Origin of the sequence: Hymenobacter volaticus (genome assembly GCF_022921055.1) — a bacterium.
Taxonomy (GTDB): domain Bacteria; phylum Bacteroidota; class Bacteroidia; order Cytophagales; family Hymenobacteraceae; genus Hymenobacter; species Hymenobacter volaticus.
On record NZ_CP095061.1, the window covers coordinates 2,855,231 to 2,877,841 of the forward strand.

General features: G+C 53.3%; 23 protein-coding genes and 2 pseudogenes. 12 read left to right on the forward strand and 13 right to left on the reverse strand.

Translation table 11 applies throughout. The features are described from left to right. Positions 1-176: 176 nt before the first annotated feature. Complete coding sequence (locus tag MUN86_RS12415; RefSeq protein WP_245118189.1) at positions 177-1,094, reverse strand: SDR family oxidoreductase; 918 nt, start codon at positions 1,092-1,094, stop codon at positions 177-179. Between the two features lie 360 nt (positions 1,095-1,454). On the opposite strand from MUN86_RS12415, the gene MUN86_RS12420 reads away from it, so the two are divergent. Then, the gene (locus MUN86_RS12420) at positions 1,455-2,312 is read left to right on the forward strand and encodes a helix-turn-helix domain-containing protein (RefSeq protein ID WP_245118191.1); all 858 of its coding nucleotides are present in this window, start codon (positions 1,455-1,457) and stop codon (positions 2,310-2,312) included. Positions 2,313-2,431: 119 nt separating this feature from the next. Here the strand turns inward: MUN86_RS12420 and MUN86_RS12425 are convergent, their stop codons facing one another. From MUN86_RS12425 to MUN86_RS12435, 3 genes are all read right to left on the reverse strand, one after another. Beyond that, positions 2,432-2,800 carry an MmcQ/YjbR family DNA-binding protein gene (locus tag MUN86_RS12425; RefSeq protein WP_245118193.1) on the reverse strand — a complete coding sequence of 123 codons (369 nt, stop codon included), beginning with the start codon at positions 2,798-2,800 and terminating at the stop codon, positions 2,432-2,434. A gap of 130 nt (positions 2,801-2,930) precedes the next feature. Next, a complete protein-coding gene (locus MUN86_RS12430; RefSeq protein WP_245118195.1) occupies positions 2,931-3,101 on the reverse strand; it encodes a DUF6728 family protein in 171 nt (56 codons plus the stop codon). A gap of 87 nt (positions 3,102-3,188) precedes the next feature. Then, positions 3,189-4,955 carry an AMP-dependent synthetase/ligase gene (locus MUN86_RS12435; RefSeq protein WP_245118196.1) on the reverse strand — a complete coding sequence of 589 codons (1,767 nt, stop codon included), beginning with the start codon at positions 4,953-4,955 and terminating at the stop codon, positions 3,189-3,191. Positions 4,956-5,294: 339 nt separating this feature from the next. On the opposite strand from MUN86_RS12435, the gene MUN86_RS12440 reads away from it, so the two are divergent. After that, complete coding sequence (locus MUN86_RS12440; RefSeq protein WP_245118198.1) at positions 5,295-5,750, forward strand: nuclear transport factor 2 family protein; 456 nt, start codon at positions 5,295-5,297, stop codon at positions 5,748-5,750. Between the two features lie 187 nt (positions 5,751-5,937). Here MUN86_RS12440 and MUN86_RS12445 read toward each other — a convergent pair whose 3' ends face one another. From MUN86_RS12445 to ispG, 4 genes are all read right to left on the reverse strand, one after another. Further along, on the reverse strand, positions 5,938-6,258 hold the full coding sequence (locus MUN86_RS12445; RefSeq protein ID WP_245118200.1) for a DUF6984 family protein: 321 nt from the start codon (positions 6,256-6,258) through the stop codon (positions 5,938-5,940). A 48-nt stretch (positions 6,259-6,306) separates the two neighbouring features. Continuing rightward, the gene (locus MUN86_RS12450) at positions 6,307-6,990 is read right to left on the reverse strand and encodes an HAD family hydrolase (protein WP_245118201.1); all 684 of its coding nucleotides are present in this window, start codon (positions 6,988-6,990) and stop codon (positions 6,307-6,309) included. Positions 6,991-7,044: 54 nt separating this feature from the next. Next, entirely contained in the window at positions 7,045-7,560 is a 516-nt protein-coding gene (locus tag MUN86_RS12455; RefSeq protein ID WP_245118203.1) for a hypothetical protein, read from the reverse strand. A gap of 382 nt (positions 7,561-7,942) precedes the next feature. Next, complete coding sequence (ispG, locus tag MUN86_RS12460) at positions 7,943-9,934, reverse strand: (E)-4-hydroxy-3-methylbut-2-enyl-diphosphate synthase (RefSeq protein WP_245118204.1); 1,992 nt, start codon at positions 9,932-9,934, stop codon at positions 7,943-7,945. Positions 9,935-10,109: 175 nt separating this feature from the next. Here ispG and MUN86_RS12465 point away from each other — a divergent pair, with 175 nt between their 5' ends. Beyond that, the gene (locus tag MUN86_RS12465; RefSeq protein WP_245118206.1) at positions 10,110-10,598 is read left to right on the forward strand and encodes a TlpA disulfide reductase family protein; all 489 of its coding nucleotides are present in this window, start codon (positions 10,110-10,112) and stop codon (positions 10,596-10,598) included. 50 nt (positions 10,599-10,648) lie between these two features. After that, positions 10,649-11,269: a thioredoxin family protein gene (locus tag MUN86_RS12470; RefSeq protein ID WP_245118207.1), complete on the forward strand. Its 621-nt coding sequence runs from the start codon at positions 10,649-10,651 to the stop codon at positions 11,267-11,269. Positions 11,270-11,348: 79 nt separating this feature from the next. Here MUN86_RS12470 and MUN86_RS12475 read toward each other — a convergent pair whose 3' ends face one another. Together MUN86_RS12475 and MUN86_RS12480 are read right to left on the reverse strand one after the other, a co-directional pair. Then, positions 11,349-12,008: an NAD(P)H-binding protein gene (locus MUN86_RS12475; RefSeq protein ID WP_245118208.1), complete on the reverse strand. Its 660-nt coding sequence runs from the start codon at positions 12,006-12,008 to the stop codon at positions 11,349-11,351. Positions 12,009-12,193: 185 nt separating this feature from the next. Further along, positions 12,194-13,171 carry an NAD(P)H-quinone oxidoreductase gene (locus MUN86_RS12480; protein ID WP_245118210.1) on the reverse strand — a complete coding sequence of 326 codons (978 nt, stop codon included), beginning with the start codon at positions 13,169-13,171 and terminating at the stop codon, positions 12,194-12,196. 122 nt (positions 13,172-13,293) lie between these two features. Here MUN86_RS12480 and MUN86_RS12485 point away from each other — a divergent pair, with 122 nt between their 5' ends. Next, positions 13,294-13,797, forward strand: a complete 504-nt coding sequence (locus MUN86_RS12485) for a hypothetical protein (protein ID WP_245118212.1) — start codon at positions 13,294-13,296, stop codon at positions 13,795-13,797. A 283-nt stretch (positions 13,798-14,080) separates the two neighbouring features. Here the strand turns inward: MUN86_RS12485 and MUN86_RS32380 are convergent. Then, positions 14,081-15,282 (reverse strand): annotated as a pseudogene (locus tag MUN86_RS32380) (lactonase family protein). A 418-nt stretch (positions 15,283-15,700) separates the two neighbouring features. Between MUN86_RS32380 and MUN86_RS12500 the strand changes: the two are divergent. From MUN86_RS12500 to MUN86_RS12520, 5 genes are all read left to right on the forward strand, one after another. Continuing rightward, a complete protein-coding gene (locus MUN86_RS12500) occupies positions 15,701-16,351 on the forward strand; it encodes an HAD family hydrolase (RefSeq protein ID WP_245118218.1) in 651 nt (216 codons plus the stop codon). Positions 16,352-16,687: 336 nt separating this feature from the next. Continuing rightward, positions 16,688-17,179, forward strand: a complete 492-nt coding sequence (locus MUN86_RS12505) for a Panacea domain-containing protein (RefSeq protein WP_245118220.1) — start codon at positions 16,688-16,690, stop codon at positions 17,177-17,179. Between the two features lie 150 nt (positions 17,180-17,329). Next, a complete protein-coding gene (locus tag MUN86_RS12510; protein WP_245118221.1) occupies positions 17,330-17,542 on the forward strand; it encodes a hypothetical protein in 213 nt (70 codons plus the stop codon). Positions 17,543-17,768: 226 nt separating this feature from the next. Next, positions 17,769-18,200, forward strand: a complete 432-nt coding sequence (locus tag MUN86_RS12515) for a hypothetical protein (protein WP_245118222.1) — start codon at positions 17,769-17,771, stop codon at positions 18,198-18,200. Between the two features lie 145 nt (positions 18,201-18,345). After that, on the forward strand, positions 18,346-19,992 hold the full coding sequence (locus tag MUN86_RS12520; RefSeq protein ID WP_245118223.1) for a hypothetical protein: 1,647 nt from the start codon (positions 18,346-18,348) through the stop codon (positions 19,990-19,992). Positions 19,993-20,312: 320 nt separating this feature from the next. Here the strand turns inward: MUN86_RS12520 and MUN86_RS12525 are convergent, their stop codons facing one another. Further along, positions 20,313-20,984, reverse strand: a complete 672-nt coding sequence (locus tag MUN86_RS12525) for a transposase (protein ID WP_245118224.1) — start codon at positions 20,982-20,984, stop codon at positions 20,313-20,315. A gap of 3 nt (positions 20,985-20,987) precedes the next feature. Beyond that, the gene (locus MUN86_RS12530; protein WP_245118225.1) at positions 20,988-21,305 is read right to left on the reverse strand and encodes an IS110 family transposase; all 318 of its coding nucleotides are present in this window, start codon (positions 21,303-21,305) and stop codon (positions 20,988-20,990) included. Positions 21,306-21,885: 580 nt separating this feature from the next. Here MUN86_RS12530 and MUN86_RS32385 point away from each other — a divergent pair. Both MUN86_RS32385 and MUN86_RS12540 read left to right on the forward strand, forming a co-directional pair. Next, positions 21,886-21,969 (forward strand): annotated as a pseudogene (locus MUN86_RS32385) (hypothetical protein); the annotation flags it as partial. Positions 21,970-22,127: 158 nt separating this feature from the next. Then, on the forward strand, positions 22,128-22,604 hold the full coding sequence (locus tag MUN86_RS12540) for an IS3 family transposase (protein ID WP_245118227.1): 477 nt from the start codon (positions 22,128-22,130) through the stop codon (positions 22,602-22,604). Positions 22,605-22,611 lie beyond the last annotated feature (7 nt).

A 22,611-nucleotide genomic window follows, 5' to 3' on the forward strand; every position in this document is an offset into this window, starting at 1 on the left:
CGGTGTAGAGATGCAACAGCTTGCGTCTCTTCGTTGAACGATCGGCACTATCTAACGTGCTACTTGCAGTGGAGCAAGCTTAGAAAGACAGCTGATCTAGAAAATCATCGGTTTCAATGCCAAACCCCACGATCTGCACTGGTTTGGTGAGCACCAGCGTCCTCTTGAATAACATCTCAGGCAAATTGCGGCGCGTAATCGTGTGCGAAGGCTGCGAAGGGCCGGGGCGCCTGGCCAGTAGCTTCTAGCACGCCGCTGGCGACGGTAGCTGCCTCGCCGCGGTGATAGTGGGCGTAGTCTTCCACTAGGCCATCGGCCTGCCACCTTGGAAAACCTATTTCCAACACGGCGGCGTGCATAACCTCCGGTGGCACATCCTGAAACCGGATCGGCTTGCCCAAGGCCGCAGAGAGTTGAGCAGCCATTTGGGCGTGCGTCAAGGCTTCGGGGCCAGTTAGGTTGTAGATTTTGTTTTCGTGCCCCGATGCTGTGAGGGCCGCCACGGCTGCCGCGGCTATGTCGCGGACATCCACGACGCTGACCTTGGCTTCGCCAATGGCCGCAAAAAATTGGCCTTGGGTCCTTATTGAATCCCGAAAGGCCAGTAGGCCCTGCATAAACAGGTTGGGACGCAGGAAGGTATATGCCATATCAGTAGCTCGAATAGCCTCCTCGACCACAGCATGGTAGCGCAGAAACCGCACTGGCGAGTTCCGGTCGGCGGCCCACTGCGAAAGCTTCACCAGATGGCGCACCCCTACTTGCCGGGCCATATCCACGAAAGCGAGTTGCTGCGTTTCGGCTTGCTCGGAAGAATTGGTTAGCAGAAAGGCTCGTTCGATACCAAGCAGCGCCGACGCGACCGTTTCCGGCTTGTTTAAATCGCCGATTACTAGCTCAGCTCCGGGCAGAGTTTGCAACTGCTCGGCTTTAGGATCTTGCAACGAACGCACCAGCGCACGAAACGGAACGCCTGCGGTTGAAAGCAGCTTACTTACTTCGGTGCCAATAGTACCCGTGGCACCCGTCAGCAGAATAGTTGGAAATGCACGGCTAGCAGAGGCACTAGATGCAGAAGCAGGAAGGTTTTCCATGAGAAGCAGTGAAGGAATGAAGTAAGTGTGACAGTCTCCCGACGCTGTTGTGATTAGAAATTCCGCGCCGGAGAAAGGCGCTAGCAATGGGCTTGTTTGTCGCCTACTTGCTAGAATTGATGTAAACCTACTGGCTCGCTTCGCCGAAAAATTGTAAGAAAACGAAGCTATCCTACTCCATCATTTCTCATCCGTTCAATTCAACTTTTCCCTTTCTGCTTGCTTTGCACATCCGAGTACTGCTTACCAACTGCGCAGACTGCATTCAATACGGGCGAATCGCGCATAGCTTAGCGCTAAGCATTAGCGCCTTCAATCTCAAACAACCGGTGTTTCTCAACTCTAAAACTGCCGATACCGATGAGCGTGTTGCAAGAGCAGTTTATCGTGGCCCCTCGCTCCTTGCAGCAGGTGCTTCAGTATTTTGTGTTGTTGACGGTGCAAGAAGGCGCCGCGCCGGTGGTACGTACGCTGCTGCCCACCTTCCAAATAGTCATGCTAATCAACCTTGGCCCAACGGCTGAAATGTGGCACGACGACGGCACGCTGGCGCAAGTCCATCAAATACATGGCATTGTGGTTACGGCTCCCCTCAAACGAGCCTTTCAGTATCGCTTGCCCGGAGGCAGCCGCATACTCACGGTCAATTTCACGCTGGAAGGCTTTTTCCGCTTGTTCCAAGTGCCCGTAGAACGCCTTACCGACGATTTCACTGACCCCGACGACCTGGTGCCACATCGTCCGTTTGCGCAACTGTGGCAGCAGCTTCGCTTGCTTCAAGCCCCAACTGACTTGGTTAAGGCTATTGTTGATTTCAGTTTGCCTTATCTACGGGCTCTGGAAGGACCGCACGCTGAGCTCATGGCCCAGCTGCCGCTGCTGGCCAAGAGCCAGCACCTGAACCCGCTGAAAGTTATGGCGGCAACTACGAAAGTATCGGAGAGAACTTTGCAACTGCGCTTCCAGAAATACTTAGGCTTCTCGGTGAAAGAGGTGTTTCGCTTCATGCGTTTCCGTCGGCTGCTAGGCAAGCTAGAACAGCGAGAGGTAAGCAAGAAAGAGGATTGGCTGGCTCTACTGGAACAGCATGGCTACTACGACCAAAGCCATCTGATTCACGATTTCACACACTTCCTCCAACAGTCACCCACCAAAGTATCGATGCAATTGCTGCAAGGCGACGTTATCTGCTTCACGCGCACCGAACTGGTAGAATAAACGCGTTTCAGAAACTGCCAAACTGATCGGAGTAGCGAGTTAAGTCGCAGCCTCTTGCTAGCAAGGTCCCCTCGTATCGGTTCAACTAGGCGAGCGAGAAGCGGAATATTTTTGAATTACTAGCCTTCTAGCTGTTCGCTTTGTGCTAGTTCTTCGCGCTGCTTTTTTGGCAATGAGGCGCGTACTAAATCATACGAGTGGTCTATAAATTCGCTTAGCTGCGCGTTGGAAACACCAGTGCCGATCAGGACGGTGTTCCAGTGTTTCTTGTTCATGTGGTAGCCGGGCAATACATAGTCGTGTTGCTCACGCAGTTCTACGGCACGCTCAGGGTCGCACTTCAGGTTGATGCTACCAAACGTATCGATATCGGTAAGGGCGAATACTTTGCCACCGACTTTAAAAACCAAGGTATTGGGGCCAAAGGGGGTTTCTTCGGTTACTCCGGCCTTCAGCAGGCAATAGTCGCGGAAGTCTTCGATGTTCATGCGGCGCTACAACTAAAAGTCACAAACAAGGCAACGCCAACCGGCGGTTAGCAGCTCTCTGAATAAAGCACTAGTGCTCGGCTCAAAGAAGCTGCCAACTCCTCGGTTGGCGTTGCAAAGAAGGGATTATCTAGCGAAGAAACCAGCGGTAGAGTAGCACGAGAAACCCCACCAGGAACATGGCCATGGAGAGTTTATTGATGAAGTGCATCGTCCGCAAGTTGAAATTAGAAGTGCGGTTCGGATCGTTTTTGCGGAAGAAATAACCGAAAACAGGACCCAGGTTAAACAAGCCTTTCATGCGCATAATACAAGTCTTCTAGTGTGCCTATATAACACTCCGACCCCCGGAATGATTTACTTTTCTGGCTATATTCTTATTTATTTATCAGCGGTATAGCCCCTCAATTAGCTGCTGATAGTTCTGGCTGACAACCTTGCGTTTCACCTTTAAAGTAGGGGTCAGCTCCCCCGATTCCACGCTCCAAAGTGCTGGCACTAAGGCTACTTTCTTGATCTGCTCCCATTGTGCGAAGGCGGCGGTAGCTTGGTGCACTAGTTGGTCGTAGAGGTGTTGCACCTGCGCGTGAGCCGCCAACGCAGCATCCGACAGATCGGCCGGCAGATTGTGATTTTTGGCCCAGGCGCGCAGCTCCGCGAAAGCAGGTACCAGCAAACAAGCCGCATACTTCTGCCCTTCGCCCACCACCATTACCTGCTCCACCAACGGCGACTCCGCCAACCGCGACTCCAGCGGCTGCGGGGCAATGTACTTGCCGTTGGATGTCTTGAACATCTCTTTTTTGCGGTCCGTGATTTTCAGGAACCGCCCCTGCACCAGTTCCCCAATGTCGCCGGTGTGCAGCCAGCCGTCGGCATCGATGGTATCGGCCGTGAGGTCGGGACGGTTGTAGTAGCCTTGCATCACGGAAGGCGAACGGGTCAGAATTTCGCCGTCGGGAGCCAGCTTCACTTCCACTCCCGGTATCACCGGGCCTACGGCTCCAATAAGGTTGCCACTGGCTTCGGGCAAGCTGGCGGCAATAACTGGCGAAGTTTCCGTCATGCCGTAGCCTTCCATCACCCGAATACCGGCCGCCCAAAACACGCGCGCCAACCGGGGTTGCAGGGCGCCGCCCCCGCTGACGATGTAATGCACCTGTCCGCCCATAGCTTCGCGCCACTTACTAAACACTAGCTTGTTGGCCAGGGCCAATTGTGTGTTGTACCAAATGCCCTGGTCTTTCTGCGTATCGTAGCGCAACCCTAACTCCAGGGCCCAGTCAAACAGCTTTCTCTTCGCACCCGTCAGCTCCTGGCCTTTGGCCACGATTTTGTCGTAGATTTTTTCTAGTAGGCGCGGCACCGTTGTGAACACCTGCGGCTGTACTTCTCGCAGGTTGTCGGCGATGCGCTCCACGCTTTCGGCGTACCAAATGCTGAAACCTAGCATCAAGTAGAGCAAGGTGGCCGTGCGCTCGAAAATATGGCTTAAAGGCAGAAAGCTGAGCGCTTTTTGACCAGCTGGCAGCGGTAGGTAACCGGTCAGGTTTTCGCAGTTGTAAAGCAAGTTGCGGTGGCTAAGCATCACGCCCTTTGGCCGCCCAGTAGTGCCCGAGGTATAGATAAGCGTCAGCAAATCATCGGGTTGTACAGCAGCTTTGAGTGCCTCAAGGCCTACTGCATCGGCAGCTTCGCCCAAGGCCAGCAGTTCGACGAAGGAGCGGGCCCCCTCTAGCTTATCGAAGGTGAAGACGTGCTCAGGGCCGTTGGGCATTGCTTCTACTGCTTCCTGCACCCGGCTCAGTAGCTTCTTGTTTTCCACTAGCACCACCCGCACGCCGGCATCTTGGAAGATATGGCGGTAGTCTTGCACGGTGATGGTAGGGTACATCGGTACGCTCACGGCTCCAAGCTGGGCAATGCCAAAATCGGCTATCACCCACTCGGGGCGGTTAGCCGAAATGATAGCCACTTTATCGCCGTGCCCGATGCCTAATTGCAACAGCCCCAGACTTACGTGGTTGCTTTGCGCTTGCACCTGCGCGGCACTTAGCGGCTGCCAGGTGCCTGCTTTCTTTTCCACCAAGCAATCCGCTTGCGGCGTGGTTATGGCCAAACGAGCCAGTAAATCAAAGGTGCGACGGATTTCCATGGATGGGCAGAAAGCAATAAACAGAGCAGTGGCAACAACAAAAATAGCTTGCCTGGGCGCGAATAGTGGAGCCAGGCCGCAATCTTACTGTTTGCTCTGACCACCTATCAGCCACCCATCCTGAAGCTAGCTATGAGTTCTCATACGGAAATACCGAAACCCCTGCTGTGCTGACGCTGCGCTTCTAGCGCTAAGAAGTAGAACCAAACAGCGCATAGTGCAGATACTTTGGCAACTAAGCTGCCTGATTGAATACGAAATCTATTTGCCCATCCAGCTGCCTATGTCCGCAACCGTATTAGCCGGTTGGTGTCATTGCTTCCGCTTAACTTCCTGCCCATGAAATACCTGCTACTCTCTGCCCTCCTGCTACCCGCTACCTACGCCACGGCGCAAACTGCATCTGTTGAAACCGAAGCTGTCAAGAAAACCATCCAGACGTTTTTCGAGGGCATGCGCAAGGGTGACAGCACGCTGGTGCGCTCCACATTCGCTCCTGGCGCCGTCTTCCACACCATTGCCAACCGCAACGGCACCACCCAACTCATGCCCGAAAACCCATCAGATTTTGTGAAAGCGGTTGGCAAGCCCCATAAAGAGGTATGGGACGAGCGCATCACCTTCGATAAGGTCCTGATTGACGCCAACCTGGCCAGCGTCTGGACCCCCTACGAGTTTTACCTCGGCAGCACCTTTAGCCACTGCGGCTACAACTCGTTTCAGTTGGTGAAGCTGGCCGGCGGCTGGAAGATTGCGCACGTAATTGACACCCGCCGCAAGGAAAAGTGTAAATAGGCAGCTGGAGCACTCCGCAAAAATCTTTTGCTAGTCATATGACTGCCATGCTGAACTTTGCGGAACATCTCGCTCGCATCGTTGAGTAAGCGTTAGGGTGTACTACCCTAGCGAGATGCTTCGACAAGCTCAGCATGACGGGCTGATAAAAACTGGCTCCAACGACTCATTACATAATTCTTGCTAGCTAAAAAGCAGGTATGCGCAGGAGCGGACTATCGTCTGTTTTCCAATAGTCAAGTTCGTACAGCTCGCCTTCCTGGTCTAGATAAAGTGAGGCGAATACCAGGATTCCATCCTCGTCTAGAAATTGGGTGCTGGCAATTCGCTCGCCTAGCCGCCGATTTGGCTGGTAGTTAGTGAATCGCAAGCTACCTATTTCTTCTGGTCCTATCTCCGCTACTTCCACCGTGTGCAGCAGCCCTAACATGCGTTCGGCATCGGGTTTGCCGCGGAGCATAAAGATAAGCAAGCCTAGTTCCGGCAGTTTAAGTGAACGTTTGGCCATAGGTCAGAAGCCGCCACAGCTACGTCACCTGCGGGAGCACCAAACTAGTTATACGGCCGGAGCAGGATTAGTAGATTCTGGAAACGCCAGAATTGTGGCCGCGTCAAGCTCTTCCAGCTTTGCCACAATACGGTCGGCCTGGTGCAGATCCTGCCCCTGAGAATGCTCGCTCAGGAAGCCGATGCAGTACATACCCGCTGCTTTGGCCGCGGCTACGCCGTTGGCGGCATCTTCAATGACCAGGCATTCCGTTGGTGGCGTGTCGGTTAGCTCGGCCGCGCGCAAGAAGATTGCCGGGTCAGGCTTCGACTTGGTGAAATCCTCGCCACTGACAATATGCGCAAAGAACGGGTACAGTCCGAAGCGCGTGAATACCCGGTCGATGGTGCCTCTAGACGCAGACGATGCCACTACCAGCGGCACGCCTTGGCCGTGTAGCTCTTCTACTAGGTGCCGGGCCCCAGGCAGCAAATCCAGCTCCTTGGATTCATCGAAGGCTTTGGCAAACAGCTCCCGCTTTCGGTCCATCAACTTGTCTATATCCTGCGGCAGGTTGAAGTGCTGCTTGACCTGCTGGTATACGTTGCGGGTAGAAGCGCCTAGAAATGTGCCGTACAACTCGTCGGACACCGTAAGGCCTAGCTCGGCGAAGTGGCGAAAAAAGGCGTCGTGGTGCAGGGGCTCGGTGTCAACCAAGACCCCGTCCATATCAAAAATGATAGTGCGAATCATGCAGAAGCGGATGTGAAGAACGCGGTAAAGGTAATGAACCTAATTACGCGGTTTTCACGCCTCATCATTTGGATTCCAGTCGCCAGTGAATTCTGCGCCCACATAAGCAGCAGCTTCATATGCGTCGATCGGGTAATCTTGCACGGATACCGAGTTGTAAAAGAATTGACCGAGAGAACAGTCCATTTTAATTAAGTACTTCCTCGGATCTTCCTCTTCCTTTTCCCAGAAGTAGTCATGGAATAGGATTCCCACCTGATAATCTTCCAGATCAAGCACAACTATATCTCCATTCCTGGCACTCCCTACCAGCAACAGATTAGTTTGAAGCGCACGCTGAAAATCATCTTCCCAATCATAGTTTTTCTTAAGGCAGTTTGCCTGCCGATAAGAAAAAGCACCTATTTCTATTTCGGTATCAAAAGAGAATTCGACAAAGAAATTTTGCGTTTCCTCCTCTACTCCGGCACTTCGCAGAATAGCTAAGTTTTCATTCCGTAGTGTTTCAAAATGGCTCTTCAAGTTGATATCAACTGAGGCCAGAGCAAGCCGCATTTTTTCGTTATCCACTAGCACCACACTTTATAAATTCTTGACTTTAATCACCAAATCCCATAAGCCCGCATTTCATATCCGTGGCTTTCCGCAGCATCTCTCTGAAAGCCGTTCGTTCTTTCTGCAAAGATGTTGCGTGTGGCTGCTGTTGTATCCTGGAGAGCATTCGGGCTATTAACTCGCTACCCCAGCGAAATTTGCTATAGTAGTCGAACCACGGCTCTATGATACCCTCATGCTGAAGCTGGAAAAACAAATTATCCTCTATACCTCCCGCTCGCTCTAAGACCAGCCTTTTGCTTGATGGGTTTTGGCTATCGTGAATCAGATAGAAATCTAGCATGCTCTGTACATAAAAGCGGACAGACTTATGTAGCCTGCCCGATTCGCTTTTCTGTTACGCCCCTACTGGCTCTTCCAGCACTTCCTTCTCGATCCAGCGGCCGTCTTCGCGCATGAGTTCGATCAGTTCGTCTACGGCTTGGGCTTCGGGCACGGCTTTCTTGATAACTTCCTGGCCGCGGTAGAGAGCTATTTTGCCTTTGCCTACGCCCACGTAGCCGTAGTCGGCGTCGGCCATTTCGCCGGGACCGTTCACGATGCAGCCCATGATGCCGATCTTCACGCCCTTGAGGTGGTCGGTGCGCTTGCGGATCATGGCGGTGGTTTCTTGGAGGTCGAACAGGGTCCGGCCGCAGCTAGGGCAGCTGATGTACTCGGTTTTGGACATGCGAGTGCGCGCCGCTTGCAGAATGCCAAAGCTGAGCTGGTTGAGTTGGTCGATGTCGTGCAGCCAGGCGTCTTGCTCTTGCTCGGGCAGTAGATCGGTGCAAAGGGCAATACCGTCGCCGAGGCCATCAATCAGCAGGCCACCCACATCGGTGGCAGCATCGAGCTGCGTTTGGGGCATGTTGTGCGCTGTGTACACGCGTCGAATCACTACCGGGCACGTGACGCCATAATCGAGCAGATCGAAGAAGGCTCGCCGCAACTCGGGCATGGCGTGGGTGTTGGTGGTGCTCAAAGTGAGCACCACGCGGGTTTCGGTGCGCAGGCGCTCCAGCAGTTCGGCATCCAGCGTATCCAACTCCACAACCAGGAAGTTGAGCTGTGGGTGGAGCTTCGTGAAATCTGCCAGGTAAGTGTCGGCCGTGAGCAGGGGGTAATGGTCGAGGCGCTGGCCGCCGTCCATCCAGGCACTGTACGTCACGATTTCCTTGAGGCCGTTGGGCAGCATATAAGGCACGGGCCGCTCACCCGTGTAAATGTAGTCGGCACCCAAGTCGCTCATCTGAAACTTGTCGAGAAACGACGAGTACAGGTGGCCGGCAGCGCGCAAATCGGCATATTCGAGCCGCGGCAGGCGCGAAAGGTCCGCCACTACGCGCGGCACGTTCAGGCCACCGAAATTCAGGACTTCGTGCGTGACGCGGCGGTGATACTGAAACGGGTCGAGCGGCTCTTCTTCCAGCAGTGGCCGGATGGGGTCAGCTGTGGCTGCGCGGTTGGTGTACCGATCAATTAGGGCTTTAGCAACAGGCGCTTCTGCTTCGGGCGCTTCGGTAAGGCTCACGCGCACGGTGTCGCCGAGGCCGTCTTCGAGCAGCGTACCGATGCCTACGGCCGACTTGATGCGGCCGTCTTCGGCTTCGCCGGCTTCCGTTACGCCGAGGTGCAGCGGATAGGGCTGCAAGCCTTCTTCGTCGAGCTTCTGCACCAGCAGGCGGTAGGCTTGTACCATCACCTGCGTGTTAGAAGCCTTCATGCTCAGCACCACATCGTAGTAGTTTTCTTCTTCGCAGAGGCGCAAGAACTCCAGCGCCGATTCCACCATGCCAAGCGGTGTGTCGCCGTAGCGGCTCAGGATACGGTCGGACAAGGAGCCGTGGTTGGTACCGATGCGCATGGCGGTGCCGTACTGCTTGCAGATTTGCACCAGCGGCCGAAACCGCTCCCGAATGCGCTCCACCTCGGCGTGGTACGTGGCATCGGTGTACTCGATGAAGTCGAATTTCTTTTTATCGGCGTAGTTGCCGGGGTTCACGCGCACCTTCTCCACAATGCGGGCAGCCAATTCGGCAGCGTTGGGCGTGAAGTGAATGTCGGCAATGAGGGGCACGTTGCAGCCCCGTTTGCGCAGTTCCTTCTTGATTTCGAGCAGATTTTGGGCCTCCTTCACACTCGGCGCCGTAATGCGCACGTACTCGCAGCCTGCTTCTACCATGCGCAGCGTCTGCTCCACCGACCCTAATGTGTCCATGGTGTCGACGGTGGTCATGCTCTGCACCCGAATAGGATTGAGCCCACCCATGGGCAGGTCTCCAATTTTCACTTCGCGGGAGAGGCGGCGCTTGTACTCGGTGAGGCTAGGGCAATAGGTCTTGTTCATAACCCGAAGGGGAGCTGTTTCTTGTAATAACAAAGGTACGGAAGGTTCGTTGTTGGCTGTGTATTTGAAAAGCCTTCCTGGCTCCTCACTCACTCCTATTGCCTGCCCATTCGATGGCCGCAACTTCTGCCTAGTGGTGGTTGTCTATAGAAAACTCACGCTCCTTTTCTCTTTCATGAATCCATTGAAATACCTCTTCTTGGCCGCGGCCCTACTTCTAATGCTGCCCAGCCAGGCTCAGCAAGTGGCTTTAATTAAACTACCGGATTTGCAAAAGCGCCTCAACCGCAAAACCGACACCACGTACGTCATCAATTTTTGGGCCACCTGGTGTGCGCCTTGCATAAAAGAGCTACCCTATTTCGAGCAGATAAACACCACTTACGCCAAGCAAAAAGTGAAAGTGCTGCTGGTAAGCATGGATTACGCCTCACAGCTCGACAAGAAAGTAAAGCCCTTCGTGCTCAAGCGCGGCTTGAAATCGGAAGTGGTATTGCTCAACGAAACCGACCCCAATACCTGGATGGATAAGGTGGACGGTAAATGGTCGGGCGCCCTGCCGTTTACACTCCTAATCAACAACAGCAAGCAGAAGCGCATGGCCTATGAAAAGGAATTCACACAGCCTGAGCTAACGGCTGCTTTGCAAAAGTTTCTTCAGTAACTTCAGTCAGCAACAAGTTTTCGTTTTTCAACCAATCAAATTTCACTATCATGAAAAAGCTTGTTCCTTTTCTGGCTGCCTGCCTCCTGCTGGTGCTGAGCAGCTACATTCGGCCACTGGCGGGCTATCAGGTGGGCGACAAAGCCGCTGATTTCAAGCTCAAAAACGTGGATGGCAAGATGGTTTCGTTGGCCGACAACAAAACCACCAAGGGCTACATCGTGGTATTCACCTGCAATACTTGTCCCTACGCTCAGGCCTACGAAAGCCGCATTATTGCACTGCACCAGAAGTACGCTAGCCAGGGCTACCCCGTCGTAGCCATCAACCCCAACGACCCCGGTATGGCTACCGGCGAATCTTTCGCGGCCATGCAGACGCGGGCTAAAACCAAGAATTACCCCTTCCCCTACCTCGTTGATGAAACCCAGCAGGTAGCGCAAACCTACGGCGCCACCCGCACACCCCACCTCTACGTGCTCACTCGCCAGGGCACCGGCAACGAGTTCAAGGTAAGCTATATCGGCGCCATCGACGACAACTCCGAGGATGCCAAGCAAGTGAAAATCAAGTACGTGGAAAACGCCATGACTGAAATCTTGGCTGGCAAACCCGCCTCCACCAGCTCAACAAAGGCTGTTGGCTGCGGCATCAAGTGGAGAAAGGCGTAAACTAGATTACTGAATGCAAACAGAAGAGCCCGCTGGCAACGCGTTGCCAGCGGGCTCTTCTGTTGTTGGCGGTGCCGATTTATTGGGTGCCGGCTCGTTTGAATACCCCTTCCAGAGAATCGATTTGAATGCCAGGCTTTTCATCGAGGGCAGCATTGATCATGGCTTGCGCCACCTCCCGGCCGTGAATAGGGCGGTAAGGAGCAAGGCCAGGTACGCGGGCCACCAAGGCTGCTAAGGGCAACGCAATCCGCTCAGCTAATCGAGGTTCTCGGCGGTTTCCGGTGAGCATGCCGGGCTGAATAATGCGGATTCGCTGAAACGGCAGCCGCTTGATTGACCGTTCTAGTTCGCCTTTCATACGGGTGTAAAATACAAACGATTCAGGGTCAGCAGACGCGGAAGACACCAGCACATAGGTTACCACGCCGTTTTGGGCCGCTGCTTCCGCTGTCCGGTACTGGTAGGTGTAGTCTACTTTGTATTGCGCGCTTTGGCTGCCTGCTTGCTGGAGCGTAGTGCCAAGGGTTGAAAACAGAACATCTCCCACCAACAAATGCTGCCAGTTCTCGGGCTCATCGAAATCCACGAGGTATTCTTCTAGCTTGTCAGGGTTCTGATAGCCAGTGGGGCGACGAGTGAACACCTTGATGGTAGCAAAACGGCTGTCGGAGAGCAACTGACGAAGTAAGTAGTCGCCAACGAGGCCGGTAGCCCCAATGAGTAAAGCAATTTTCATGAAGCGTAAACAGGTGTGAAGCGAGGACGGGCGGGCTCTATACGAATAGGATAGCAACTATTGGGTTGCTGTTGAGCTTCTACGCAACTTCTTTACTTATGGCTACTCTCTAATCATCTCATTTAGAAAGTATTTCATTTCTCGATCAGGACCTGCAATGCGCGAACAAGTTCCGTAAGCCAAGGCTATGCGCCCACGGTCAGCACTATCTTGCCAATGTGCTCACTGCTTTCCAGAAGGTGGTGAGCCGCCGCTGCTTCCGCCAACGGAAACGTGCGGTAAATAACGGGTCTAAACTTGCCGTTATGAAGCAGCGGCCATACACTGCGCTCCACTTCCGCCGCTAGCGCTGCCTTGAAATCGGCGGAGCGGGGACGCAACGTGCTGCCACTGATGGTCAGGCGGCGGCGCATCACCTCCAGCGCATTGAAGGCGGCGGTGCCACCCTGCATGGCGTTGATGAACACCAAGCGGCCGTCGTCGCGGAGCAGGCGCAGGTTTTTGGGCGTGTAGTCGCCGCCTATCATGTCCAGCACCACATCGGCCCCACCCATAGCCTGCACCACTTCCTCGAAATCTTGCTCTTTGTAGTTGACTACCGTATCGGCCCCTAACGCCCGTACGGCTTCGGCTTTGGCGGTGCCGCCTACCGTAGCCGCCACGCGGCTACCAAGTGCATGAGCTAGCTGCACGGCCGTAATACCTATGCCGCTGCTTCCGCCGTGTACTAACAGCGTTTCGCCGGGTTGTAATTGTCCGCGCTGAAACACGTTATGCCAAACTGTAAACACCGTTTCAGGCAAGCTAGCGGCTTCTACAAAGCTCCAGCCGGTTGGCACAGGTAGGCAGTGACGGGCATCTACTACCGCATACTCGGCGTAGCCCCCAGCAGCCAGCAAGGCGCACACTTCGGTGCCGGGTTGCCAGCGCGTGACGTCGGCACCGCACTGCGTTACCGTGCCCGCTATTTCCAGACCGGGCACGCTGCCGCTTACGTCGCCCGAGCCGGCGTATTTGCCTTGCCGAAGCAGCACGTCGGGGCGGTTGACGCCAGCGGCGTGTACTCGGATTAGCACTTCGTGGGCGGCAGGTTCTGGCGTGGGTTGTGCTTCTAGGCGTAGCACGTCGGGGCCACCGGGTTGGGTGATGACAATAGCGTTCATAGTAGAAAAGTAGCGGACAATAGTGACTGCAAGGCACTGTAGCGGTGGCAGCAACGGTCAGTACTACGCGAAGCAAAAGCTCCGCGCTGCTTTCCTGCTGCATTTTCCGTTTCTTGCCTTCAATGAAGAAGCTGACTCTACTCCCCCAACTCTTTCGCACTGCCGGCCAACTAACGGGTATGGCGGCCTGGCAAACCGGCCGACTGTTCCAAAAAGCCGCCGCCTCGGCCCTCGAGTCCATTCAGGAAGTGTTGCGGGCGGAAGTCAAGAAAGGCAATGCCAAGCTCGTCGCCGACTTTCTCACTGACAAGGCCTTGCCTGCCGCTCGTGCCCTGCTGCTGGAACGCATGACGGCTCGGCTGCTGGTACGCCTAGGCTTGCGCGGGGCGCTGGCTTCCAACGTAATTGGCTGGATTTTGCCCTTCGTGCTCGAACAGATGGTGAAAGTCGGGCAGCGCACTGGCCTTTTCGACAAGCTCCGCGCCAACCCCACCGTGCAAGACAGTTTGCTGCGTCTCGAAGAGCTAAAGCAAACTGTCTGGAAACGCCTCGTTCCTGACCACGGCACGGGTGCGCAGGTTCTGGAAGATGACGACACCGAGCCACCGCGTCAGTTACCCGCTTAAATAAAAAGCAACAACTCACACGAACGTCCTATTGCGCTTATTGAAGCATCTCGCTCGTATCGTTGAGCTAGCAATGCAACGTCAGCACGCGAGATGCTTCGGCTGCGCTCAGCATGACGTTCGTATGAGGCGTTAAGGGTAGGTTAGCCGCCCCTAACGCTTCCTGGCTAGATACCGAGAATCAGCCTTTTAGCTCAGCTTTAGTAGCATAGCACGTCAAATGCTCGGGCTAGCGCAGTAGGATAGGCATTACCTCCATGCTAGTCTTGCTTGCCTACCTGCCTTACTTGCCGCCCTGCGTAAAGTCAGCCGTAACAAACAAAAACATCGGCGAGGGAATCTCGATGGACTGACCAGTGGGACGCAATTTGCCTGATTTCTGGTCGACGTGGTAGGTAAAAACGTTGTTGGAATTCTGATTACCTACCAACAATAAGCGCCCAGCCGGATCGAGCGTGAAATTGCGCGGTGTTTTGCCCTGGGTGCTTTCGTGCTGGATCAGGGTGAGGTTGCTGTTGTTGTCGATGGCGAATACGGCGATGCTGTTGTGACCCCGGTTGGATGCGTACAGAAACTTGCCGTTGGGCGAAACGTGAATGTCGGCGCAGGAATTGTCGCCTACGAAGTCAGCGGGCAGCGTCGAGAGAGTTTGTATTTCGCTGAAAGTGCCCTTGCTGGCGTCATAGGCCAAGGCTGTCACCGTGGAGTTTAACTCGTTGATAAGGTAGGCGTTGCGGCCGTTGGGGTGAAACGTGAGGTGGCGGGGTCCCGCGCCGGGTTTGGTAGTGAAAGCGGGTGCGGGGTTGTTGGTAAGCTTGCCCGTCGCGGGGTCCAGTTGGTAGCCGTACACCTTGTCGGTGCCGAGGTCCACAGAAAAGCTGTACTTGTTGGCCGGGTCCGGGAGGATGCAGTGGGCGTGCGGCACGTTTTGGTTTTTGTGCGGTCCGCTGCCTTGGTGCTGGTCCATGGCGGTGGGCGCCCCCACCCGTCCATCGGTTTGCACGGGCAATACGCTCACGTTGCCGCCCATGTAATTGGCCACCATCACCGCTTTTTCGGTGCGGTCGAGGCTAATGTAGCACGGCGAAGCCCCTGCGAAGGTTCCTGGCTGAGCAGCGTTAGGCCCCCGGTCTTGGGGTCAACGGCAAAAGCACTGACTGCTCCACTTGGCGCCCCCCGAAACGTATTGGTTTCATTGACGGCGTACAAGTGTTGCCGCTTGGCATCCAGGGTCAGATAGGTCGGGCTGGCGCCTCCTTTCAGCCCACTGACTTGCGTGAGGGCGCCCGTAGAAGGATTGAGGCGGTACAAGAAAATCGTATTATCAGTTTCTGAATTGATATTGGTACCGATGTACACCAGGTATCCTGGTGCATCGGTGACGGGCGCAACACGGGCGCAACCAAACACAGAGAAAGAAGCCACCACCAAGCCCAGCCCGGTGTTCTTGAGAAAACTGCGGCGCGAATACGATTGTCGAGTCATTAGAGCAAGTAAAGCAAGTAGGACGTTGTATTGCCACCAAAAGCTACCGTACTATCGGCCTTTGGTGAAGCGCAAGCAAACTACAAAAATCCTTAACCTACTCGTCTATGCTCCTACAGCCACTATCGTAATCCGAAGCGTAGGTAAAACTCCCTAATTCCACTCGTAGCAGTAGCCCCAACAACAAAAAGGTATCAACTAAGACTTCGCAGTCGAACGGCTAGTATTGCGCGGCTCACCCTGTAGCAGCCACCATACGAGGTGGTGATTTAAGATATTCGCTCGTGTTTATTACTGTTCATACGGTTAATAAACACAGCAAATACTCGCTCTAACACCAGACGAAAACCATGTTCCAACAACATTTGTGCTGGTTGCATGGTAGGTTTGCAGGCATTTTTTCCTTCTTACCTCCGCTATGAAAGGCTTTATCTTCGATTTGAATGGCACCATGATCCACGACATGGAATACCATACCCGAGCTTGGCAACAAATTCTCAACCACGACCTTGGCGGGAATTTCACGTGGGAAGAAGTTAAGCCACAGATGTACGGCAAAAACCAAGAAGTATTGGTGAGAATGTTCGGACCCGAGAGATTCACGGAGCAGGAAATGCAAGACCTGTCCGTTGCCAAAGAACAGCGCTACCAAGAAGAATTTCTTCCGCATCTGCAGCTGTTGCCCGGTCTCCACGAGTTTCTAGAAAAGGCCCATCAGCGTCGTATTCCGATGGCTATTGGTTCGGCGGCTATTCCTTTTAATATCGATTTTGTGCTCGACAACTTACATATCCGGCACTATTTCAAAGCCATTGTCAGCGCCGATGATGTGGTATTGAGCAAACCTCACCCCGAAACCTTCCTCAAAGCCGCCGAATTGCTAGACGTTTCGCCTGCCGACTGCGTCGTTTTTGAAGATGTACCCAAGGGTGCCGAAGCCGCCCAAAACGCCGGTATGCAAGCCGTTGTACTAACAACCACCCATCAACCCTCCGAATTTATTCATCTGCAAAATGTACTGCATTTCGCCAACGACTTTCAGGACGAGTTTATGCAAAGGCTTTTGTAAGTAACAATCCTAACTCTTGCTGTCTATTTGTAGGAGTTAAAACGTTGTTCATTCAAGCATAAGCGAGTCACCGAATAACAACACGCTGCCCCCAACTACTTCTCACTTGAGAGACAGTTAGGGGCAGCGTTTTTAGTTTCTCCGCCGTGAAAGCAAAGTAGTAGTAACTACTATAACTTCATAAAACTCGTACTAATCGTTTTCAAGTAACGAAACCAAAATTATAGAAGCTTAAGTATGAATTAAATAACAATAGCTTGTACCTTTTTGGAATTGTTCGTATATACCTTCGTGTTTGGCGATATATTTACTTGCTTTTAAATCAATCCCCTTCTCATGGAAAATGCAGTTGCAGTAGCTAATTACTTCGTCAGGAAGTCATTGGACTCGGGCATTCCTGTCACGCCCATGAAGCTAGTGAAGTTGGTATATGTGGCGCATGGCTGGTACTTAGGTTTAACTGGCGAGCCCCTCATTGCCGAGGCTGTACAGGCTTGGAAATACGGGCCCGTTATACCCTCAGTTTACGACAAGTTCAAGATGTATGGGGGCGCTCCTATCACGGAGCCAGCCGGCATGCTAAGTCCCAACGGCCAGAGTGTTTACTACAGCATCAGCAAACCAGAACTAGCCGCCTTCCTCGACAAAGTTTGGGAAGAGTATAAAGACTACTCAGCGGTTGAATTATCGGCCTTGACGCACCAGGAACGCACTCCTTGGTTTGATACGTGGCACAACAAAGGCGGCAAAGTTAACCGAGCCGTTCCGATTGCCAACGATGCTATTCAGTCGCACTACCATATGTTAGCGAGTGCCAACGTCGCCTAACCCCAAACCCACCCCCGACCTCAGCGCCATTCAGGCTGAAAAACGTCCGACCCGCCGCGGGCCCTGCAAGCTGCCGAGCAGGAAAAGGATTGGTTTGAAGAAGATAAGCGCAAAGGCAAGCATCGCCGCGACCAGCAAGCCCGCAATCTATTGCACTGGGTTCTGCTGGTTTTGTTGGTAGTGGCAGGCATCATTCTGCTGGTTGGGTTGATAATCCGGGCCTGCCACGTTTTCCTGCCGCCCGACCAGTTCTGGCTCACGAAAGAGCAACTCGATTTTATCGACCATTTGTTTCAATTGGCTGGCTCGGGGTTTTTGGGCGGCTTAATGACACGATACTTAACGCGCAATATTGAAGACTAAAGTACCATTGCCGCAGTAAGCTCTAATAATTGCGGTTGATTCTGCTCCCGAAAAGGATAAGTAGTTGAAGTGCAGCTCATATAAATCTTTGTAAACTGCTGGGTAGCTAACTGACCGTGAATGCTACAGTGCTTTCGTTTATAGTAATATTCTGACGGAGAAAAGGTAAACAGTACACATTACGTTCTTTTTTCACTTGCTTGGTAAAAGTCTAGCTCTCAGCAGCATGAAGACAGAAATACGTAATGCATTTGGTGAGGTCTACCTCACTATTGAGTACTTAAAGGCAATGAATGTTGTTTACAATAATTGGATTGGATATCAGACCTACGCTGGCATTGTAGGTGGGGCTAATACCTGCTTGACGATTATTGAGGAGCACCACTGCCCTTATATGCTCAACGATAACAGCAAAGTAGTTGGCCCTTGGGACCATGCCCTAGAATGGCTTACCACCGATTGGGCTCCGCGAGCTATTCAAAGCGGCCTTACGCATTTTGCTCATGTAGTAAGTGTAGAATCCTTCGCCGCTTTCTCAGCGCACAACCTGCACACCGGCATTGATGAGAAGCTGCAAATGCGCATCTTCGACAATGCTGTTGAGGCCTTAGAATGGCTACGAACCGTTCAACAAACTCTCTCCCCTCCACTGAATTAGCTACTCTATAATTCTTAGCTCTTCCATTAGGGCAGAGAAAGATACGCAGCTTCTGCAAGTAATGGCTAAAGGCAGAGGATCACTTGGCATTAGAGTAGCCCACATGGTATGGCTAATTTCAAGCCGGGCTTCCTAAGTAGCTAGTATGAGCAAAACTAAAAATACCATCACCCTATTGTTAGTGTGGGCTTTACCCGCGCTATTACTTCTGCTTACTAGGATCATTTTAGGCTGCTATTACGAGTCGAACGATGATGTGGCGATCAGTCAAGTAATTCGCGGCGAAACAGCTTTAGCCCCTGTTACTAATATGCATTTGTACTTTCATGGCTTATCCTATCTATTGGCTAGGCTCTATCACCTACTGCCCAGCTTCCCGTGGTATGGCGTACTGCTTTATCTGCTACTATATGGAAGCCTGGTACTGGTCTACCAAACATTGGTTGATTTGTTGGCGTCCTACCTGTCCTTACTAGGACTTACCACCTGTCTAATTGCCATCTATTGGTTTGCCTGGCAGGAGACCGCCCTTCTCATGAATTATACTCGCCTCCCTTTATTATTAGCAGGAACAGGGATCTTATATGCGGCTAGCCGGCGAGATAGTCGATGGTCTTTACTTCTCGCTTTGTTGGTGGTCGCTATTGGGTGGGCCATCCGGCCCAGTGCGGCGATACTAGGTTTGGTGGTTGCCCTCCCCGGCGCCTGGTGGCTCGCCGGGTTTCAGGCGGCGGTTCCGATTACAAGCGCTGTTGCCCTGATGGCGATTGCCACTGGCATTATGTCGGCCAATTACTCAGCTATCGAGAAATCGTATCGCCAGGTGGATATACAACTCGTTAGCTATTCTGATTACCAGCTCTATCAGCCACGCCCTCTATCGGTCGCGGACAGCTTAGGGCTTCTTTCCGTAGACAACTGGGCTTTGGGTGATTCCACTCTAGTTAATGAACGACTCTTTAAGCATAGCCTGCAGTTTGATCAGGCCGTTTTTTTGCACCACACATTGCCTCGGAAAGCGCGGGCCTCCTATTATATGTTGCGGGAGTATTATCAGTGGCTCATCCTTTTTCCGGTGCTACTAGGAGTCTGGCTGCTTCTACAGAACCCTTGGCGAGAGCATGGGGAATTCTGGGCCGCACAAGTCGCTTTTACTGCTTTGCTATTATTTTTAATTGCTTTCCTGAAACTACCACAACGGCTAGCATCGCCTCTGTTTAGTATCTGGACGGTGAACTCCTTACTTTATGTGATGCAACGCAGCCCCGGGTTGTTACGCTTTAGCAGGGCGTGGCAGTGGATTCTTTGTTTGGCTTTTTTATTAACCAGCGTCAAAGTGTGGCGTCAAAGCCGGATGTATCACCAGCGACAAACACAGAATGAGGCCTATATGAGCCAGGTATATGCGGTGGCGAAACACCATATATTGGTCGCTGGGGGAGTGGAATGGGCTTATATTTACCTATCCCCTTTTAAGACCTATGAATTATCTGATTCCCCGGTAGTTACTCTAATGGGATGGCTCGCGCTGGAACCCTCCCTCCCTCCCTTACGGAAGCACCTGACAGGCACCCGCGATTTCGAGGAAAGCCTGAATCGATTAGCGACTAATCCGAGTGCTATCTGGATAATGCAGGATGCGTTTGCCTTGTATTTGCGAGTATATGCGCAACGACACCGTCTTTCTTCCACCAGCAAACTCTACCCTGTCTACCAGCGGTCTTTATCCCCTAATAGAGAATTTGCTAGTCTCTATAGGGTCCAGTTGCGCACTCGTAGAGCCACCCGTTAGTCTAACGAAAAGCACTACGATATAGCAACGTTTGTACTGCCTGTTGTGCCTATTCTGACTGTTTACATACACATGGCGGCCATTTTAACAACAAATTAGAAACATATTTTGGTCAGTTTTAGCACCTACGCAGCAGGCTCTAAAATTCATTCTACAAGGCCTGTTGAAGCGTTCTACTGTTCCAAAAAGATCTGTAATTCGAAGACTATTCCCACCCCCGAAAACGCCCTCTATAAGGCGGTTTTTCGGGGGCATTTTTCAGTAGATAATCTGAACACCTTCTTTTACCATGTTCAGGTTAACACGAACTGTGTTGAAAGTCAAAGGTTGAGGGCCAGTTTAGAAGTGAATTCTGCGTGATAGGGCACCCCCGATCTGACAATGGCGAAAGCTTGCTTAAGCAGCTTGTTGCAGACGGCAATCAAGGCCAACTTCTTATTCTTGCCTTTCGCCACGAGGCGGTCGAAAAGGGCTTGACACGCCGCATTTGACTTCTTTGCCGAGAAGCTGCACATGAAGAGCTTAGTCCGGATTAAGGCCCCACCCATCTTGGTGATGCGTACTTTGCCGCGGATGCTGGTACCGGAGCTGTGCTCCCGAGGTGAAAGGCCCGCCATGGCAATGAGTTGGCGGTAGTTGTCCAGACGCATGAAACCACCCGCAAACAAGAGGAGCAGGCCGGCCGTTTTGCGGCCGATGCTGGGAATGGAGCACAACAAGGCCATTTCTGTCTGAAAACGCTGCTCAAGTAACGCGAGCAATTCGGCCTCCACCGCTTGCAACTGCCCTGTAAGGGCTTTCAGCAGCTGTTGCAGCCGTTTCACGGCGAGCGTACTGATGATGGGCTGTTGCTGCAAGGCCTCTAAGGAATTGCTGACCATGGTTTTCTGCTTGAGCAACTGCTCGCTGACTTGTTCGAGTTGCCGGCACTCGACCAACACCTGTTCATCGGGCTGCCAGATCGTGACAGCCTGCTGCTGGCCATAGCGCAAGAGCTACTGGGCATCTTTGCGGTCGCTTTTGCCTTTGCTCAGATGCATCTGGATGAAGCGGCGGATCACGAGCGGATTGAGCACCGCTACGTGGCCACCCTGTTCATGTAGGTAGTAAGCGACCGCCAGACTGTAGGTGCCGGTAGCTTCCAGCACAAACAGGCAGTGGGTACCACAGGCCTTTATCAGGTGCTGAAAACCGGCTTTGCTGTTGCTGATTTCTAGGTGCTGGACCTGTTCTTGCCGCAGGTAACACACGGCCAGCGTCGCTTTGCTCACGTCGATGCCGACGATTGGGCGAGATACTACTTGAGGATCCATACCAAAGGGGAAAGAAATGAAAAAGAGCTAAAAAGGACTTCTAGGGCGTCTTTTCTTATCCTAATACAGGCTCTGTGGCCTCACGGAACTGTCCAGAATGGCCTTAGAAAAAGGAGGGGATTGTCATGTTAAACGAGCTCTCGGGCTCCATAAAATCCGAATCTTACTCCTCCCTTTTCCTTCTCAGCAGCCATCTTTACGGCGGATGGACGAACATAGGATAAGCTTTACTTCTCGGACAAGAGCAGAAGTTATTAATGGATAAGCTTCTCCTTGATTTAGAAGAGTCAATAACTCGTTATATTCTTAGTTACACACAAGTAATGCCTTACATCTCACCTCAGGTGCTTTTTCCTAGTCTCTGCCTTACGCTTTCCTTCTCTGCTCTGACACATATAAAAAAAGCCTTGGTCATCTTCAGCCAGCCAACCCCGTGAGCACCTACCGCTACATCGCTCAGCGGGCCAGCCAGGTGCCGGTGCGCCAGCTTTGTCAAGTGCTACGCGTGGCGCCGGCCGCCTACTATGCGTGGCAGCGTCGCCGACCGCGACTAGTGGTCGAGCCAGCCTGGCAAGTGGCGGTGCGCGAGGCGTTTACCGACCACAGCCAGCGCTACGGCACGCGCCGGCTGCGCGCCGAAGTGCAAGCCCAGGGCCACGCGGTGGGCCGCTGGCGCATTCGCCGTGTGCTCAAGTCCCACGGGCTGCGCGCCCAACAGCCCCGTTGCTTCGTGCCCCGCACCACCGACTCGGACCCGGCCGTGCGCGCCGCGCCCAACCGCTTGCTCGGCCAGCCGGCCCCACTGCCGCCAACCGAGTGTAGGTGGGTGACATCACGTACTTGCCCCGGCAGGGCGGGGGCTGGCTCTACTTGGCCGTCTGGCTGGACCGCTGCTCGCGCAAGATTGTGGGCTGGGACGTGCGCGACACCATGCCGGAAGACTTGGTCAGCGAGGCCCTACGCCGCGCCCTAGCCGTGCGCCGCCCACCGGTCGGACTTATCGTGCACTCCGACCAGGGCAGCCAGTACACGGCCACGCGCTTCCAAGCCCTGGTCGCCAAACACGGCGCGCAGCAAAGCATGAGCCGGCGGGGCAACTGCTACGATACTGCTCATGCTGAATCCTTTTGGAGCCGCTTCAAGGCTGAATTACTCGACGGCGGCAGTTTCCCCGGCTTGGCCGAAGCCAAGCTTGAAATCAGCCATCACATCGCCTACTATAACGCCGAACGACGGCATTCTTCACTCGGTTATCTGGCCCCCAACCACTTTGAAACGCAACTTCACACCACGTCCTAATTGTGTC

Coding starts and splice junctions, on each gene's coding strand:
- MUN86_RS12415 (WP_245118189.1), bottom strand. CDS start 1,094: ATGGAAAACCTTCCTGCTTCTGCATCTAGTGCCTCTGCTAGCCGTGCA.
- MUN86_RS12420 (WP_245118191.1), top strand. CDS start 1,455: ATGAGCGTGTTGCAAGAGCAGTTTATCGTGGCCCCTCGCTCCTTGCAG.
- MUN86_RS12425 (WP_245118193.1), bottom strand. CDS start 2,800: ATGAACATCGAAGACTTCCGCGACTATTGCCTGCTGAAGGCCGGAGTA.
- MUN86_RS12430 (WP_245118195.1), bottom strand. CDS start 3,101: ATGAAAGGCTTGTTTAACCTGGGTCCTGTTTTCGGTTATTTCTTCCGC.
- MUN86_RS12435 (WP_245118196.1), bottom strand. CDS start 4,955: ATGGAAATCCGTCGCACCTTTGATTTACTGGCTCGTTTGGCCATAACC.
- MUN86_RS12440 (WP_245118198.1), top strand. CDS start 5,295: ATGAAATACCTGCTACTCTCTGCCCTCCTGCTACCCGCTACCTACGCC.
- MUN86_RS12445 (WP_245118200.1), bottom strand. CDS start 6,258: ATGGCCAAACGTTCACTTAAACTGCCGGAACTAGGCTTGCTTATCTTT.
- MUN86_RS12450 (WP_245118201.1), bottom strand. CDS start 6,990: ATGATTCGCACTATCATTTTTGATATGGACGGGGTCTTGGTTGACACC.
- ispG (WP_245118204.1), bottom strand. CDS start 9,934: ATGAACAAGACCTATTGCCCTAGCCTCACCGAGTACAAGCGCCGCCTC.
- MUN86_RS12465 (WP_245118206.1), top strand. CDS start 10,110: ATGAATCCATTGAAATACCTCTTCTTGGCCGCGGCCCTACTTCTAATG.
- MUN86_RS12470 (WP_245118207.1), top strand. CDS start 10,649: ATGAAAAAGCTTGTTCCTTTTCTGGCTGCCTGCCTCCTGCTGGTGCTG.
- MUN86_RS12475 (WP_245118208.1), bottom strand. CDS start 12,008: ATGAAAATTGCTTTACTCATTGGGGCTACCGGCCTCGTTGGCGACTAC.
- MUN86_RS12480 (WP_245118210.1), bottom strand. CDS start 13,171: ATGAACGCTATTGTCATCACCCAACCCGGTGGCCCCGACGTGCTACGC.
- MUN86_RS12485 (WP_245118212.1), top strand. CDS start 13,294: ATGAAGAAGCTGACTCTACTCCCCCAACTCTTTCGCACTGCCGGCCAA.
- MUN86_RS12500 (WP_245118218.1), top strand. CDS start 15,701: ATGAAAGGCTTTATCTTCGATTTGAATGGCACCATGATCCACGACATG.
- MUN86_RS12505 (WP_245118220.1), top strand. CDS start 16,688: ATGGAAAATGCAGTTGCAGTAGCTAATTACTTCGTCAGGAAGTCATTG.
- MUN86_RS12515 (WP_245118222.1), top strand. CDS start 17,769: ATGAAGACAGAAATACGTAATGCATTTGGTGAGGTCTACCTCACTATT.
- MUN86_RS12520 (WP_245118223.1), top strand. CDS start 18,346: ATGAGCAAAACTAAAAATACCATCACCCTATTGTTAGTGTGGGCTTTA.
- MUN86_RS12530 (WP_245118225.1), bottom strand. CDS start 21,305: ATGGATCCTCAAGTAGTATCTCGCCCAATCGTCGGCATCGACGTGAGC.